Here is a 15567-nt window from a genome sequence, read left to right on the forward strand (position 1 = left end):
GCTACTCGTTTGCCTGCTAGCGGCCGGGATAGCGCTCCCCAGTCCAGTACGCCCATTCCATAGGTACGACCCAGTCTACGAACAGCTTGGCTACTGAGGACTCCGGTGCCAGATGGTAGGGCTTGAACATGCCTTGCTGGGGCGAACTGGTCATCAGGTAGCGCAAGCGCTTCTTGACCTCTTGAAAGATGGCCTCGCGCACATGGGCGCTGTCGTGCACGCCAAGACGCATTGCCACCGACGCGCCTTGGCGTACCGCCGCCCAGCAACAATAGCGCCACTGCGCGATCGGCAGACCCCGCGGTCCGGATTGAAACACGAACCCCACATCACGTGCCCAGCCTGGGTCGAAGTGATGTTTGAGCAATTGCTGCTCTAGAAACTGCTCGGTCTCCCAGAGTGCAAGTTCATCCCACAGCTCTAGTTTTGCGTCCGCCAGTTCTACATCGTGTGCCATATCACCGAGTTGGTCTTCCAGCACCGGGAGCAGGTGCCTGCGCTCGTGGGTAGACCAGGCGAAAGCCCATTGCAGATCTTCGATGGGCGTGACCTCGGCATCGGGTCGGATCTGCCATCGATCCGCTGGCCAGGGAACTTGGATCAGGGCCAAGTCTCGCAAGGCGTCCAGCACCAGCAAGGTGGAGCGGCGTGTGGGCGCCACCGGTATGCGTCGTAGCTGCGCGGCCAGCAGCGCGGCAAGGAAAAGGGTGCCACGAAGCCCCAACGCCTCGATGCTGGCGACCCCAGATGGCGTCATTGACGAGGTTCCGGGCATGCGGGTTCCGGGGGTGAGGGAGCGGCGTGGCTCCTGGCGATGGCAGCGCTACCGGGGTCGCCGGTTGCCTCAAAGCTAAGAATATCTTAGTATGCAAGGCAGGGTACATCCGCCATCCTTATGGGGTCTCCATGGGGTGCGCGCGTGACTTTGTCAGTCGACTCAACACCGACCTTCGCTCGACGCCTCAAACAAGCCCGCCTGCACACGGGCTTGTCGCAGAAGGAGTTGGGCATCCGGGCCGGTCTGGATCCTCACGTGGCCAGCCCCCGAATCAACCAGTACGAGCGTGGCAAGCACGAGCCGAAGCTGGAGACCGCTGAGCGGTTGGCTCAAGCGTTGGGGATCCCCGCCGCGTTGCTGTACACCGATGATGATCTGCTGGCCAAGTTGCTCCTACGCTGGGGCTCGCTCAGCAAGCAGCAGAAGCGCGAGCTGGTGAAGCTGATCGAGAGCACATCCGAGAAGTAGGCCGTACGGTCGCTCGCTTTATGGGCAGCACTTCGCTTCAACCCGGCCCTTTGGAGCGCCCCCGGATGGAACACCAGTGGGCGCGGCTAGCGCGACTAACGGGGCGCGGCATCTCAGGCCTGCCTGAGATTTTGTTCACGACCGATACACGCGCGCCTTGTCTAAAGTGATTTACCATGTCGCCCGTGTCAGCCTCCTCACTTCTACTGCGACTGATCCTGATCGCCATGCTCGTGCTTAACGGGGCGTGGTCGGCGTTTGCGTCGGTCAGTATGAATCCGGTGATGGAAGAGCAGGCCAGCGAAGTCGCTGCCGCGGTGCAAGTCGACGAAGACTGCGTCGCCCATCACAGTGCTGAGCATCATCCCGATGCCACATCGATTGAAAAGGCTGGCACTGGGCACGGCGATCATGCCGGCCCCGACTGTTGCAAGTCGTCTGCGTGCCGGTGCGCCTGCGTGCACGCGTGCGCGAGCGCATTGCCTGCGCGCCTGCATGTTTCGGTACAACTGGCCTTGGGCCTGGATGTCATGCCGCTGCCCTTGGGGCATCCGGCGCCTGCCTTGCCTCATCTGATCCGACCACCGATCGGCTAAGCGTCCCTAGGCGCCGCAATGGCGCCGTTGGTGTGGCTTGCATGCCTGTATAGGCCAGCCACCCGCTCTGTACCACCGCCTGCCGGTGGCAACACGACGCTTGGAGCATTTACATGTCGCATGATGATTTTCGTGGTCCACATGGTGGACCGCTGCTGCCTTCGCGGCGGCGATTTGTCCAAGGCTTGGCCTTGGGAGGCGCAGTCGCAGGATTGGGGTTCTGGCCCAAAGCCAGTTGGGCGCTCAAGGGCCCCGGACAAGCCAACGTATTGTCGGGCACCGAGTTTGACCTGACCATCGGCGAGACGCCGATGAACTTCACCGGCAAGACCCGCACCGCGATCACGGTCAACGGGTCCGTTCCGGCCCCGTTGCTGCGGTGGCGGGAAGGCACCACGGTCAACCTGCGTGTCTCCAATGCATTGCCGGCCAACTCCCTCCATGGCACGGATACTTCCATCCATTGGCACGGCATCATTCTGCCGGCCAACATGGACGGCGTGCCGGGCCTGAGCTTTGACGGCATCGGACGTGGTGAGACCTACCACTATAGGTTCACCCTGCATCAGGGCGGAACCTACTGGTACCACAGCCACTCAGGTTTCCAGGAACAAGCTGGGCTTTATGGACCGATCGTGATCGATCCACTGGAGCCAGAGCCTTTCAGCTTCGATCGCGACTACGTCGTGATGCTGAGCGATTGGACAGACCTGGACCCGACGGCCCTGTTCGATCGTTTGAAGAAGATGCCGGGCCATGACAACTACTACAAGCGCACGGTCGGCGATTTCGCGCGCGATGTGAAGCGCAATGGTCTGTCGGCCACGTTGGAAGATCGCAAGATGTGGGGCGTGATGCGAATGACGCCCACGGATCTGTCCGACGTCAACGCCAACACCTACACCTACCTGATGAACGGCACGACCTCTCTGGGCAACTGGACCGGGTTGTTCCGCAGTGGCGAGAAGGTGCGTCTGCGTTTCATCAATGGCTCTGCCATGACGTACTTCGATGTGCGTATTCCGGGGTTGAAGATGACCGTGGTCGCGGCGGATGGCTTGTACGTCCATCCGGTTTCGGTCGACGAGTTCCGCATTGCAGTAGCAGAAACCTTCGATGTGATCGTGGAGCCCTCCGGGCAGGACGCATTCACCATCTTTGCCCAGGACTCCGGTCGCACCGGCTACGTCAGCGGCACGCTCGCCGTGCGCGAAGGACTACGCGCGCCTCTTCCGTCTGTGGATCCCCGGCCGCTGCTGACGATGGCAGACATGGGCATGGATCATGGATCGATGGATATGTCTGGCGGCAGCAAGGGCATGGAAGGCGGCTGTGGTGCAGCCATGGGCATGCCCGGCATGACCCCACCTGCCAGCGGCAATGAGGCCTCGGCCCATGCGGGTCACGCGATGCCCGCCGCCGGCGATGGTGCCATGGCCGGCATGCAGCATGGGGGCATGCAATCACACCCTGCCAGCGAGACCAACAATCCCCTGTTGGACAACCAAGCCATGAGCGTGACTTCGCGCTTGGACGATCCGGGCAATGGCCTGCGCGATAACGGCCGTCATGTACTGACGTATTCCATGCTCAAGAGCACCTTTGAAGACCCTGACGGACGCGACCCCGGTCGCGAGATCGAGCTGCATCTGACCGGACACATGGAGAAATTCTCCTGGGGTTTCAATGGTCAGAAGTTTTCCGATGTCGAGCCGCTACGGCTGAACTACGGCGAGCGCATGCGCATCGTATTGGTCAACGACACGATGATGACCCACCCGATCCATTTGCACGGCATGTGGAGCGATGTGGAAGACGATAGCGGCAACTTCATGGTGCGCAAGCACACGGTGGACATGCCGCCAGGCAGCCGACGTACGTATCGCGTGCGTGCCGATGCGTTGGGCAGCTGGGCGTTCCATTGCCACCTGCTCTATCACATGGAAGCCGGAATGATGCGCACGGTGAGGGTCGACGAATGAACATCAATAGACGCAATACCACCCTGACTGCGCTGACCCTGGCTATCTCGCTGGCCCTGGCCAATGCGGCCAGCGCCCAATCCATGCAGCACGGCTCCATGCCGATGGAGCAGGGCGCGCAGACCCAGGCTCAGGATCACTCTGCACATCAGGCGCCGACATCAAAGCCTGCGCCAGCCCCCAAACCTACAACACCGGCCAAGACCAGCGAAGCGACTATCGATCATGCGGCGATGGGCCATGCCGCGCCGCCGGCTCAAGCAGCCGAGCCTGCCATGCAGGGCATGGACCACTCGCAGATGGGGCACAGCTCGCCCGCGAGTACACCTGCAGCGCCCAAAGCGCAGACGCAGCCGATGCAGGGCATGGATCACAGTCAGATGGCACAGCCCGCTGCGTCCGACGCCTCCAGCACGTCCACGCCTGCGATGCAGGGGATGGACCATTCGCAGATGGGCCACGGTTCGCCCGCATCCGCTACGCCAGAAGCTGGCATGCAATCGATGGAGGGCATGGACCACAGTCAGATGGGACATGGGCCTGTCGCACCAACGCAGCCGCGCACCCCGATTCCTGCGGTGACCGAGGCTGATCGTCAGGCGGCCATCGCGCCCGCACACGCGCATCCGGTGCATGACAATTCGATCAAGAGCTACGTACTGCTCAATCGCCTGGAAGCCTGGGATGCCGATCCGGGCACCGGGCTGGGTTGGGAGGGTCAGGGTTGGATCGGTACGGACCTCAATCGCGTCTGGTTCCGCAGTGAAGGCGAACGCACAGATGGTCAGACCGAGTCGGCTGATCTGGAAGTGCTCTACGGCCGCAGTATCTCCACGTGGTGGGATGTGGTAGCCGGTGTGCGCCATGACTTCAAGCCGGGGGCTTCGCAGAACTTCGCCGCTATCGGCGTACAGGGCTTGGCACCGATGAAGTTCGAAGTATCCGCCACAGCCTATCTCGGCGAAGGCGGCCAGACTGCTGCCAATGTCGAGGCCGAGTACGAACTGCTGCTGACCAATCGGCTGATCCTGCAGCCGCTGGTGGAGGTCACGGCGTATGGCAAGAACGATCCATTGCGCGGAATAGGTTCGGGTCTGAGTACCGCTGAGGCGGGCCTGCGACTTCGTTATGAGTTCACCCGAAAGTTCGCTCCCTACATCGGCGTGGTGTACGAGCGTGCGTTTGGCAATACCGCAGACATGCGACGCGAGCATGGCGAGTCTTTTGAAGACACGCGCTTGGTCATCGGCCTTCGTACCTGGTTCTAAGGGGAACTGACAATGAAATCCAACAAGAAGATGTGGGTATGGCTCGGCGCCGGCGTGGCATTGGTTGCGGTGGTCGCAACCGCCGCGGTCTCTCTGGGCGTGTACAACGTGGCCGCTGATGATCCGCATAGTCGCCCGGTGTATGCGCTACTTGAAACGGCGCGTGAGCGTTCCATTGAGGTGCGCGCCGCCAAGCTTCAGGTACCCACGAACCTGGATGATCCTGAGCGTATCCGCCAGGGTGCGGGCAACTACAACGCTATGTGTGTGACCTGTCATCTTTCGCCAGATGCGGCGGCCACCGAGATGAGCAAGGGTCTGTACCCCGCGCCACCAAACCTAAGCAAGCACCCGGTGGGTCCAGCTGAGGCGTTCTGGGTGATCAAGCACGGCATCAAGGCCAGCGGCATGCCTGCGTGGGGCGGCAGCATGGACGATGAGTTCATCTGGAACATGTCGGCCTTCCTGCAGAAGCTGCCCAAGCTGGACAAGGCCGGCTACCAGGCGTTGGTAGCCAGCAGTGATGGCCATTCACACGGTGGCGGTGAGACCGGCGGGCACTCGCATGGCGAGGAAGCGGGTGCAGATCACCATGGCGGCGGTGATAGCGAAGAGATGGGTGATGGCCATGGCCATGGCCAGGGGCATGAAGCAGGTGGCATGGGCATGGACATGAGCAAGCCTAAGGAAGGCACCACGCATGTGCATGCCGACGGCAAGACGCACGTGCATGCGGCCGAGCCGGCAAAGCAACCTGCGCAGGCCAAGTCCGAGGGCGAGCACGATCAGCACGGCTCCATGCCAGCCAAACCAGCCGAGCCAGCTCCCAAGGCCGATGACGGCCACGATCACCAGCATTGATCCCTTCATGGAGCTGCCCCGGCTCCACGCCCGAGCGCCTCGGCGCTCGGGCATCTCTTAAGGAAGCATGATGAACACTTCACGCAGCTGTCTCTTTCTGCTGGCCACGGCCTTGTCGCTGACCGCATGCGCGCGCCCCGAATCGGCTGTCAATTCAGAGGCGGCATCGGACGCCCAATCTCCGACATCGGCGGCTGCGCAGCAGGTCACTCAACCGCAGCGTCCGTTGCCGTTGGTCAAAGTACATAAGAGTGCGACCTGCGGTTGCTGCCAACTGTGGGTGGAGCATCTGGAGAAAGCAGGTTTTACGGTTGAGGTGCACAACAGCGAAGACCTGAACCCGATCAAGGCGCGCTTGGGCGTTCCTTATGGACGCGGCTCGTGCCATACCGCCGAGATCGATGGCTACATCGTCGAAGGTCATGTGCCGGTGCAAGACATCCTGCGCCTGTTGCGTGAGCGCCCGGTAGGCCGTGGATTAGTGCTACCGGGGATGCCTGCCGGTTCTCCTGGCATGGAGATGCCCGACGGACGTGTTCAACCCTATACGGTGGAATTTGTACTGCCCGATGGCACCACGCAGCCTTACGTCCTGCACGGTCAACGCAGCTGACAGTTTGCTCGCGATCCCTTCTTCCAGCCCAGAGTGATCCATGTCCCCTCATTCCCACGATGAAGCCGGCAAGGCGATGCCGCAGGGTGCCAGCGATGGTCCAGACTCGGTGCGTGATCCGGTATGCGGTATGCAGGTCTCCGCGGCTAGAACGCCGTACCACGCTCTGCATGGCGGAACGAAGTATCACTTCTGCTCAGCCAGATGCCGAGAGCGGTTCATCACTAATCCCGACCGTTATACGGACGGTGCTGCCCAGCAAGTTGAAATGACCGCCCCAGCAGCGGTGGCTCCCCCCCGCGATACCCATGCCACGGTCTATACCTGTCCGATGCATCCGCAGATTCGTCAGCCAGGTCCCGGCACCTGTCCGATCTGCGGCATGGCACTGGAGCCGGAGATGCCGTCGCTGGAGGAGGACGACAATCCGGAGTTACGCGATTTCACCCGACGCTTCTGGTGGACGTTGCCTTTGACGTTGATCGTCCTGGTCTTGGCCATGCTGGGACATCGTCTGCCCGGCTTGTCCACGCAGGCGCGCACCTGGATTGAGCTCGTGCTGAGCGCCCCGGTGGTGCTCTGGGCGGGGTGGCCTTTCTTTGTGCGCTGCCTACAGTCCATCGGCAATCGCAGCCCCAACATGTGGACGCTGATCGGCATCGGCGTGGCCGCCGCGTTTGGCTACAGCGTGGTGGCCACCGTGACGCCGGGCCTGTTTCCGGACTCTTTCCGCGAGCATGGACGGGTGGGGGTCTACTTCGAAGCAGCGGCGGTCATCGTCTCGCTCACGCTGCTCGGCCAGCTGCTGGAACTGCGGGCGCGCTCCAAAACCTCGGCAGCCATCAAGTCGCTGCTGGGGTTGGCGCCCAAGACGGCACGCCGCGTCAAGCCCGATGGGGGCGAAGAGGACGTTGCGCTGGATCACGTGCATGTGGGTGATCTGCTTCGCGTACGACCGGGCGAGAAGGTGCCGGTCGATGGGGAAGTCATCGAAGGTCGCACCAGTGTCGATGAGTCGATGCTGACCGGTGAACCCATTCCGGTGGAGAAGACTGTCGGTGACCACGTCATAGGCGCCACGCTCAACGGGACGGGCGCCCTGGTCATCCGGGCGGACAAAGTCGGATCCGGGACGGTACTGTCGCAGATTGTGCAGTTGGTGGCCCAGGCCCAGCGCTCTCGCGCGCCGATGCAGCGTATGGCGGACAAGGTGGCGTACTGGTTCGTTCTGGCCGTGCTGGCCACGGCGGTGCTTACCTTCTTCGGATGGGGCCTGTTTGGACCCGAACCGTCATGGACCTTTGCCGTCCTCAATGCCGTATCGGTTCTGATCATTGCGTGCCCGTGTGCCCTGGGTTTGGCTACCCCCATGTCGATCATGGTCGCCACCGGCCGCGCTGCGCAGGTCGGAGTCCTGTTCCGCGACGCTCAGGCGATCGAACAGCTACGTCTGATCGACACCTTGATCGTGGACAAGACCGGTACGTTGACCGAGGGACGTCCAGCCTTTCGCGACACGCTCTCCTACGCCGGTTTCGACGCCGATCAGATCCTTCGTTTGGCCGGCAGCCTGGAGCAGGGCAGTGAGCACCCCCTGGCCGAGGCCATCGTGGCTGAAGCCCAACGACGTGGCTTGAACCTGGTGGCCGCCCAGGATTTTGATTCGCTCACCGGCCAAGGCGTTCGCGGGCGCGTGGCCGATCAGGATGTCGTGCTCGGCAACCAAAGCCTGATGGCATCGGTTGGCGCCGATGTAGCCCCCTTGCAGAGCAGCGCCGAGCGTCTTCGCAAAGAAGGCGCCAGCGTGATGTTCCTGGCGGTCAATGGGCGGTTGGCCGGCGCCATTGCGGTGGCTGATCCCATCAAAGCCACGACCTTGCCTGCCTTGAACCTGCTACGTGCCGATGGCCTGCACGTGGTGATGGCCTCCGGTGACGCACAGGCCACGGCCGAGGCCGTGGGGCGCACGCTGGGCATCGACGATGTGCGTGGCGGCGTCAAACCTCAGGACAAGGCCGAACTGGTCCAGCAACTCAAAGCCCAAGGGCGTCGTGTGGCCATGGCCGGCGATGGCATCAACGATGCGCCGGCCCTGGCGGCAGCCGATGTGGGCATCGCGATGGGGACGGGCACGGATGTGGCCATGTCCAGCGCCCAGCTCACCCTGGTCAAGGGTGATTTGAGGCGCATCGTGCAAGCCCGTGCCATCTCGTCTTCGACAGTGGCCAACATGAAGCAGAACCTGGGCTTCGCCTTCGTCTACAACGCCATCGGCGTGCCCATCGCCGCCGGCCTGCTGTACCCCAGCTTCGGCCTTTTGCTCAGTCCGATGATGGCGGCCCTGGCCATGAGCCTGAGCTCGGTTTCGGTGGTCACCAATGCCTTGCGTTTGTCCGGCTCCACCGTTGTTGCCACCTCTCACCCTGACCGCGCCGATGAGCCTGCGCGCGGCCATTCCTGTCACTGATGGCTCATATCCCACAAGGAGTACTGCAATGAAGCGTTATGCCTCCCTCTCGATGATGGCCCTGTTCCTGATGGCCGGCGCGGCCTTCGCCGGTGGCCAGACCACCACGCCCACCACCGACCACGGCCAGCACAAGCCGATGGATCATAAGAAGCAGGAGCATGGTCAGCACAAGCCGGCCGCGGCCGATGCCGACTTCACTAAGCTCGATGCCAACAAGGACGGCTCGTTGTCCAAGGAAGAGCTGGCCAAGCACAAGCTGGCACCCCACTTTGGCATGCTCGATAGCAACAAGGACGGCAAGCTGAGCCCGCAGGAATTCGCTGCCGGCAAGGGTATGTAACTGCTATCTCCCCGGGGGCTGGGTCCTTGGCCCCCGGGATTCGGCGATGTTCTGCTATTCCCACGGAGATCGACATGTCTTCTTCGCACGGTAAGCACGAAAGCACGCACACGCAGCATCTAGGGCAACACGCCTCGCAAGGAAGTCCCGGTCAGACGCATCAGGGGCACTACGGTCGCCTGCTGCTGATGATGGCCCTGTCGTTCCTGGCTATGTACGCCCTGATGTATGCCATGGTCGATCAGTGGGCCAACGTCTATCACAACGTCAACCAGCTCTACATGGCAGGGCTAATGGCTGCGCCGATGCTGTTGATCGAGCTTTGGCTCATGTCCAGCATGTACCCCGATCGTCGGCGTAACCTGATCCTGGCCAGCGTGACCGTGGCGTTCATGCTGTTCTGTTGGTGGGGAATCCGTACGCAGGCCGCGGTGACTGATCGGCAGTTCATCCGCTCTATGATTCCCCATCATGCCGGCGCCATCCTGATGTGCGAAGAAAACCGCCTGAAGGATCCCGAGCTGACCAGACTCTGCCTGGACATCATCACCTCGCAGAAGCAAGAGATCGCCCAGATGAAGCAACTTCTCGCCAATTGATCGCGGTGACGTCTGCTGTCTACTTGCGCCGCTCAAAGACTAGGTAAAACGGTGTCCCCGCCCAGGAGGGGTTAGCTAGGCTGCGCCAGAACAGCAGGAGCTGTGCCGTTGAATAGGCGGGCACGGCACCGTGCCGTAAGAACAGAAAACGCAGCAATCGCCTGTTTTGGGCTGAATCAACTTATTGCAGTTCACGCATTCATAGAAGAACTGACATGAGTCTGTGGACATGGTCTCTGTTGCCCGATGACCGCATACAGGGCAAGTCAAGGTGCTGGCCAGTTGCATGTCAGCCACTTTCCGATCCTGTCTTGATGGTCGCTGGAAAACCGGCGTCAGTGATCGCCTTTGCTATTCTCGCTGAATCCACGATTTTCGCATCAAAAATAACGGTCACTGTTCCAGCCCGTGTGTCTACCTGAGTGGACGTTACCCCAGGCACCTTGTCCAAGGCCTTCTCGATGGTAATGCTGCATGCCGGACACGTCATGTTCTCCACATGCAACATGACCCGTTGAGGTGTGATGGCCCAAGCCGCCGACATCCAGATCGTCATGATCAGACCAAGAAGCATTGCGCGCATAAAGTGCTCCTTACAAGAACCAGCTAATGTAATAGGGAAAGAGTAGCAACAGCACGATCCCGCTGGCGGCCATCCAGAGCCAACGACGGCGGCGCCTTAGTGATGGGGTATCCGTGCAGCCACCGTCATTGCTGCACCGCTGCGCGCCTGAGCGATACTGGGTCCAAAACGCCCAAGCCAAGCAAAGTATGGTGAGCGCGCTCAACCAAGGGCGCCAGACGTCAAAGGCCGTGAGGTTAGCGATCCATGCTCCGCTGATTCCCATTAAGACCAGCACCAGCGGCACCACGCAGCATATTGACGCGCCAACAGCGGCAACCGCCGCGCCCCAAAGAGGTGGCAAAAAGGACTTGGGAGGACGATGCTGACTCATGGCAGTATGTTATTCTCCGTACCATGGTACGGAGTCAAGCAGTGATCATGAGTGCCATGACCATCGGTCGGCTGGCAAAGGCCGCGGATGTACATATCGAGACGATTCGCTATTACCAGCGGCGGGGCTTGCTTCCTGAGCCCGAACGTCCACAACGCGGTGTACGGCGCTATGGTGAGGCTGATGTTAGCCGGCTTAGATTTATCCGACGAGCTCAGGCGGCCGGGTTCCGTCTTGATGAGATAGCTAGTTTGTTGCAGATCGAGGGCAGGGGCGCGTGTGAGCAAACCCGATTGCTGACGGAACAGAAGTTGAGCGAAGTCCGCCAGCGCATTGAAGATTTGCGTTTGTTGGAGACCGGGCTGAAACAATTGGTAGACGAATGCCAAGCCTCCGCGGGTGATGCTTGCCCCGCGCTAGATCGGTTGGCAAGGACAAGTCGGTAGCCTCAAGCCATAGAGTTCAGCTGCCCGCTCCTGTTGAGCGCCGGTCGTACCGCGCTACAGGCGCGGTGGATTAGGCGAGCGGCTATGCGCGCAGTAGCTTGATCTAAGTCCAAGGGCGGACACAGCTCAGCCACATCCATCAACCGCACCTTTCCTGAAGCCAGGATCAAGTCCATCAATGCTTCCACGACCTCTAGGCTCACGCCTCTTGGATTAGGCGCGCTCACACCCGGAGCAGTGGCTTGCGGCAATACATCCAGGCACAGGGTCAGGTAGATTACGTCCACCGCATCACACCAGCGATTCACCACTTCCGCTTGTGCGTGCCAATTCCACGCGTTTAGGGCGTCATCGGTGATGTAGTGGGCGCCCTCACGTTCGGCCGTAGCGAACAAGCGCGGTGTATTGCTGGAGCGACTGACGCCAATGCAGTGGTACTGGAGCGGCGTGGCACTCCTGTGGGCGTGCTCCAATGCTTGAAGGAAGGGCGTGCCGGAACTCGCACACCCCTGCTCGCGTAAATCGAAATGAGCATCGAAGTTGAAAATGCCGATTCGCGATGGTGATGGTCCGAGGTGGCCGCACAGGGCCGCATAGCTGGCATAGCCAATTTCGTGACCTCCGCCTAAGCCGACGACCCAATGCCCGCTATCCAAGAGTTGTTGGGCGCGCTGGGAGTAGTGGGCCTGTGCCAGCTCCAGGGCACGATCCTCGCAGACGATATTGCCTGCGTCGTAAAGAGGGCAGGGTTGTAGCACGGGCAGGTTGGCCAACGTCCTGCGAAGTGCATCGGGCCCTTGTGCAGCACCTGGCCGTCCGGCATTGCGACGAATGCCTTCATCGCTGGCAAAGCCCAGCAGGGCAATGCCAGGAGCGCCAAGATCCGGGTCCGACGCCACCACCTGATGCCAGCGCTGGGTATCGGCCGACAACGGCAGATCCACGCGCCCCGCCCATGCAGGATTCACCTGCCCGTCTCCTGCAATGGCCACTCCAGGAACGGTTGCAGCCCCCCTCGTTGGATGAAGGCCTCGATGGCCTGCATCTCGGGGGCCAGATAGCGGTCCTCGTCGTAGCGGGGTACCAGGGCGCGTACCTGCGCGTGCACCGCTTCCAAAGCCTGCGAAGACTGCAGCGGCCGTCGGAACTCGATGCCTTGGCAGGCGGCAAGCATTTCGATGGCCACGATGCGACGCACGTTATCGGCCACCTCGCGAGACTTGCGCGCGGCGAAGGTCGCCATGCTGACATGGTCCTCCTGGTTGGCCGAGGTCGGCAAAGAATCCACGCTGGCGGGATGGGAGAGGGTTTTGTTTTCGCTGGCCAGTGCAGCGGCGGTCACGTGGGCGATCATGAAACCTGAATTGACGCCCGGGTTGGCCACCAGGAATGCGGGCAGACCTGACAAAGTCGAATCGATCAACAAGGCAATCCGGCGCTCGGCTAAGGCACCGATCTCCGACACTGCCATGGTCAGTTGATCCGCAGCAAAGGCCACGGGCTCGGCGTGGAAGTTGCCACCCGAGATCACTTCGCTGGTATCGGTGAAGACCAGTGGGTTATCAGAGACCGCGTTGGCCTCTGTCCACAACACTTGTGCCACATGTTGCATCACGTCGCGTATGGCCCCCATCACCTGAGGCTGGCACCTGAGACTGTAAGGATCCTGCACACGCGTGTCGTTCTGACGATGCGACTCACGGATCGCGCTACCGGCCAGCAGGCGAAGGTAGTGCTTGGCCACGACAATCTGGCCCGGCTGGCCACGCACGGCATGGATGCGCGGATCGAAGGGCGAGTCAGAGCCGCAGGCGGCATCGACGCTCATCGCGCCGCTCAACACGGCAGCTGAGTAGATCTGCTCTGCCGCGAACAGCGCCATCAATGCAATGCCGGTGGATACCTGCGTGCCGTTGAGCAGGGCCAGCCCCTCCTTGGCCGCCAGCCGGATCGGGGTGATGCCCGCGTGTTCCAGCGCCTGGCTGGCGGGCAGCACCTGTCCGTCAACCCGCACGTGGCCTTCGCCCATGGCTGCCAACGTCAGGTGCGCCAACGGTGCCAGATCGCCGGAGGCGCCTACTGAGCCTTGGGCAGGAATGCAGGGCCAGATCTGTGCGTTGTAGATCGCCACTAGCGTAGCCAGCGTCTGCTCGCGTACGCCCGAGTAGCCTCGGGCCAGAGACGCGATCTTGGTGGCGAAGATCAGTCGTACGCAGGCGTCATCGAGCAGCGGGCCCATGCCAACGGCATGGGAGCGCACCAGGTTGGTCTGCAGTTGCTCCAATTGCTCGCGCGCTATGTGGACCTTGGCCAGCTTGCCAAAGCCGGTGTTGATGCCATAGGCAGGCTCACCGGCCACCACGATGGCCTGGACGGCTTGGGAAGAGGCGCGCACCTGATCCCAACAGGCGGGGTCCAGTGCGATGGGGGCGGCACCTTCGGCGATCTGCCGCAGCTGCGCCAAGGTCACTTGGCCAGGCGTCAAGTTCAGCATGATGCTCACTCCAGGATGGCCGGCAAGATCAACTCATGCTCACGCGCGCACGCCAATGCTTGCTCGTAGCCGGCATCAGCATGGCGCATGACCCCGGTGGCCGGATCGTTCCATAGCACGCGCGCTAGCCGCCGGTCGGCTTGTTCAGTGCCATCGCAGACGATGACTACACCCGAATGCTGCGAAAACCCCATGCCCACGCCGCCTCCGTGATGCAGGCTTACCCACGTGGCGCCGCCACTGGTGGCCAGCAGGGCATTGAGCAGCGGCCAATCCGATACCGCATCGGAACCATCACGCATGCCTTCGGTTTCGCGGTTGGGGCTGGCGACCGAGCCACAATCCAGATGATCACGCCCAATCACGATGGGCGCCTTCAATTCGCCGTTACGCACCATTTCATTGAATGCCAAAGCCGCTTTGTGTCGCTCGCCCAGACCCAGCCAGCAAATGCGGGCAGGCAGGCCTTGGAACGCGATGCGCTCCCGCGCCTGATCCAGCCACTGGTGAAGATGCGTGTTATCCGGAAACAGCTCTTTGACCTTGGCATCGGTCTTGTAGATATCTTCCGGGTCGCCGCTGAGGGCCACCCATCGGAAAGGCCCCATGCCCCGGCAGAAGAGCGGACGGATACAGGCGGGCACGAAGCCAGGGAAGGCGAAGGCATTGTCCACGCCTTGATCCAGGGCCACTTGCCGGATGTTGTTGCCGTAGTCGATCGTCGGCACGCCCAGCGCGTGGAAATCAAGCATGGCGCGTACGTGCGTGGCGCACGAGGCGGCCGCGGCCTGCGCCAATTCACGGCGTTGGCCGTCGCTGCCGGCCCGGGCCTGCTCCCACTGCGACACCGTCCATCCCGACGGCAGATACCCGTTGATCAGGTCATGCGCCGAGGTCTGATCGGTCACCGCATGGGGGCGGGCGCCGCCATTGCGTGCAAGAGCGACGAACTGCGGGAGTAATTCGGCCGCATTGCCCAGCAATCCCACCGACACGGGGACTGGACTGCTTTCAATGATCTGCAGGGCCTGCTCGATGGAGGTGGCCTTGTGATCGACATAGCGTGTGCGAATGCGAAAATCGATTCGCGACTCCTGACACTCGATCACGATGCTGCTGGCGCCGGCTAGCGTTGCGGCCAATGCTTGCGCGCCGCCCATACCGCCCAAGCCTGCGGTGAGGATCCACTTGTTCTGCCAGTTGCCACCGTAGTGCTGGCGACCCAGCTCAACGAACGTCTCGTAGGTTCCCTGCACGATGCCCTGGCTACCGATGTAGATCCAGCTGCCGGCGGTCATCTGCCCGTACATCATCAAGCCCTTCTTATCGAGCTCGTTGAAATGCTCCCAAGTCGCCCAGTGGGGCACCAGGTTGGAGTTGGCGATCAGTACGCGCGGTGCATCCTTATGCGTGCGGAACACGCCTACCGGTTTTCCCGATTGCACCAACAAGGATTCATCATCCTCAAGCGATCGCAACGTTTCCAAGATACGGTCAAAGCTTCTCCAGTCGCGCGCAGCACGACCGATGCCGCCGTAGACCACCAGGTCTTCCGGGCGCTCGGCAACATCGGGGTCCAGATTGTTCTGGATCATGCGGTAGGCCGCTTCAGTCAGCCAGCTCTTGCAGTGCAGCTGGGTGCCGATCGGAGCGCGAACGGTGCGCGCAGGGGAAGCGGAGCGTTCCAAGGTATCCA

General features: G+C 61.7%; 17 protein-coding genes. 10 read left to right on the forward strand and 7 right to left on the reverse strand.

The window, feature by feature from the left end; genetic code table 11:
- Window positions 1-16: 16 nt before the first annotated feature.
- Window positions 17-775 carry a hypothetical protein gene (locus N7573_RS00485; RefSeq protein WP_228903388.1) on the reverse strand — a complete coding sequence of 253 codons (759 nt, stop codon included), beginning with the start codon at window positions 773-775 and terminating at the stop codon, window positions 17-19.
- 120 nt (window positions 776-895) lie between these two features.
- Between N7573_RS00485 and N7573_RS00490 the strand changes: the two genes are divergently transcribed.
- The 9 genes from N7573_RS00490 (at window position 896) to N7573_RS00530 (ending at window position 9975) form a co-directional block, all read left to right on the forward strand.
- Window positions 896-1246, forward strand: a complete 351-nt coding sequence (locus N7573_RS00490) for a helix-turn-helix transcriptional regulator (protein WP_046934799.1) — start codon at window positions 896-898, stop codon at window positions 1244-1246.
- A 176-nt stretch (window positions 1247-1422) separates the two neighbouring features.
- On the forward strand, window positions 1423-1842 hold the full coding sequence (gene copL / locus N7573_RS00495) for a transcriptional regulator CopL (protein ID WP_046934798.1): 420 nt from the start codon (window positions 1423-1425) through the stop codon (window positions 1840-1842).
- 113 nt (window positions 1843-1955) lie between these two features.
- Window positions 1956-3824 (forward strand): copper resistance system multicopper oxidase, encoded by a 1869-nt coding sequence (locus tag N7573_RS00500; protein ID WP_046934797.1) that lies wholly within the window; start codon window positions 1956-1958, stop codon window positions 3822-3824.
- Window positions 3821-5092, forward strand: coding sequence for a copper resistance protein B (locus N7573_RS00505; protein WP_046934796.1), 1272 nt, complete (start codon window positions 3821-3823; stop codon window positions 5090-5092). Before N7573_RS00500 ends, N7573_RS00505 begins: the two co-directional genes overlap by 4 nt.
- Before the next feature lie 12 nt (window positions 5093-5104).
- Window positions 5105-5953, forward strand: a complete 849-nt coding sequence (locus N7573_RS00510) for a cytochrome c (protein WP_228903386.1) — start codon at window positions 5105-5107, stop codon at window positions 5951-5953.
- A 70-nt stretch (window positions 5954-6023) separates the two neighbouring features.
- Entirely contained in the window at window positions 6024-6566 is a 543-nt protein-coding gene (locus N7573_RS00515) for a DUF411 domain-containing protein (protein ID WP_080955570.1), read from the forward strand.
- Between the two features lie 76 nt (window positions 6567-6642).
- Window positions 6643-9033 (forward strand): heavy metal translocating P-type ATPase, encoded by a 2391-nt coding sequence (locus N7573_RS00520; RefSeq protein WP_052760929.1) that lies wholly within the window; start codon window positions 6643-6645, stop codon window positions 9031-9033.
- 28 nt (window positions 9034-9061) lie between these two features.
- Window positions 9062-9376, forward strand: a complete 315-nt coding sequence (locus tag N7573_RS00525; protein ID WP_046934794.1) for a hypothetical protein — start codon at window positions 9062-9064, stop codon at window positions 9374-9376.
- 74 nt (window positions 9377-9450) lie between these two features.
- Window positions 9451-9975, forward strand: coding sequence for a DUF305 domain-containing protein (locus N7573_RS00530; protein WP_046934793.1), 525 nt, complete (start codon window positions 9451-9453; stop codon window positions 9973-9975).
- 75 nt (window positions 9976-10050) lie between these two features.
- Here the strand turns inward: N7573_RS00530 and N7573_RS00535 are convergent, their stop codons facing one another.
- Genes N7573_RS00535 through N7573_RS00545 form a run of 3 tightly spaced genes read right to left on the reverse strand, consistent with a single transcriptional unit; the run spans window position 10051 to window position 10931 of the window.
- Window positions 10051-10263, reverse strand: a complete 213-nt coding sequence (locus tag N7573_RS00535; RefSeq protein WP_080955569.1) for a GDCCVxC domain-containing (seleno)protein — start codon at window positions 10261-10263, stop codon at window positions 10051-10053.
- Between the two features lies 1 nt (window position 10264).
- Window positions 10265-10558: a heavy-metal-associated domain-containing protein gene (locus tag N7573_RS00540; protein ID WP_046934792.1), complete on the reverse strand. Its 294-nt coding sequence runs from the start codon at window positions 10556-10558 to the stop codon at window positions 10265-10267.
- A gap of 10 nt (window positions 10559-10568) precedes the next feature.
- Window positions 10569-10931, reverse strand: coding sequence for a mercuric transporter MerT family protein (locus tag N7573_RS00545; protein ID WP_046934791.1), 363 nt, complete (start codon window positions 10929-10931; stop codon window positions 10569-10571).
- 47 nt (window positions 10932-10978) lie between these two features.
- On the opposite strand from N7573_RS00545, the gene N7573_RS00550 reads away from it, so the two are divergent.
- Window positions 10979-11377, forward strand: coding sequence for a MerR family transcriptional regulator (locus tag N7573_RS00550; protein WP_080955572.1), 399 nt, complete (start codon window positions 10979-10981; stop codon window positions 11375-11377).
- A 2-nt stretch (window positions 11378-11379) separates the two neighbouring features.
- Here the strand turns inward: N7573_RS00550 and hutG are convergent, their stop codons facing one another.
- The 3 genes from hutG to hutU are packed head-to-tail and all read right to left on the reverse strand — an operon-like array spanning window position 11380 to window position 15559.
- Window positions 11380-12345: a formimidoylglutamase gene (gene hutG, locus N7573_RS00555; RefSeq protein WP_046934806.1), complete on the reverse strand. Its 966-nt coding sequence runs from the start codon at window positions 12343-12345 to the stop codon at window positions 11380-11382.
- Window positions 12342-13880, reverse strand: a complete 1539-nt coding sequence (gene hutH / locus N7573_RS00560) for a histidine ammonia-lyase (RefSeq protein ID WP_202924162.1) — start codon at window positions 13878-13880, stop codon at window positions 12342-12344. Before hutH ends, hutG begins: the two co-directional genes overlap by 4 nt.
- Window positions 13877-15559 (reverse strand): urocanate hydratase, encoded by a 1683-nt coding sequence (hutU, locus tag N7573_RS00565; protein ID WP_202924164.1) that lies wholly within the window; start codon window positions 15557-15559, stop codon window positions 13877-13879. The genes hutH and hutU overlap by 4 nt, the downstream gene beginning before the upstream one ends.
- Window positions 15560-15567 lie beyond the last annotated feature (8 nt).

This window comes from Stenotrophomonas sp. GD04054 (genome assembly GCF_029836955.1).
GTDB classification, from domain to species: Bacteria; Pseudomonadota; Gammaproteobacteria; order Xanthomonadales; family Xanthomonadaceae; genus Stenotrophomonas; species Stenotrophomonas maltophilia_A.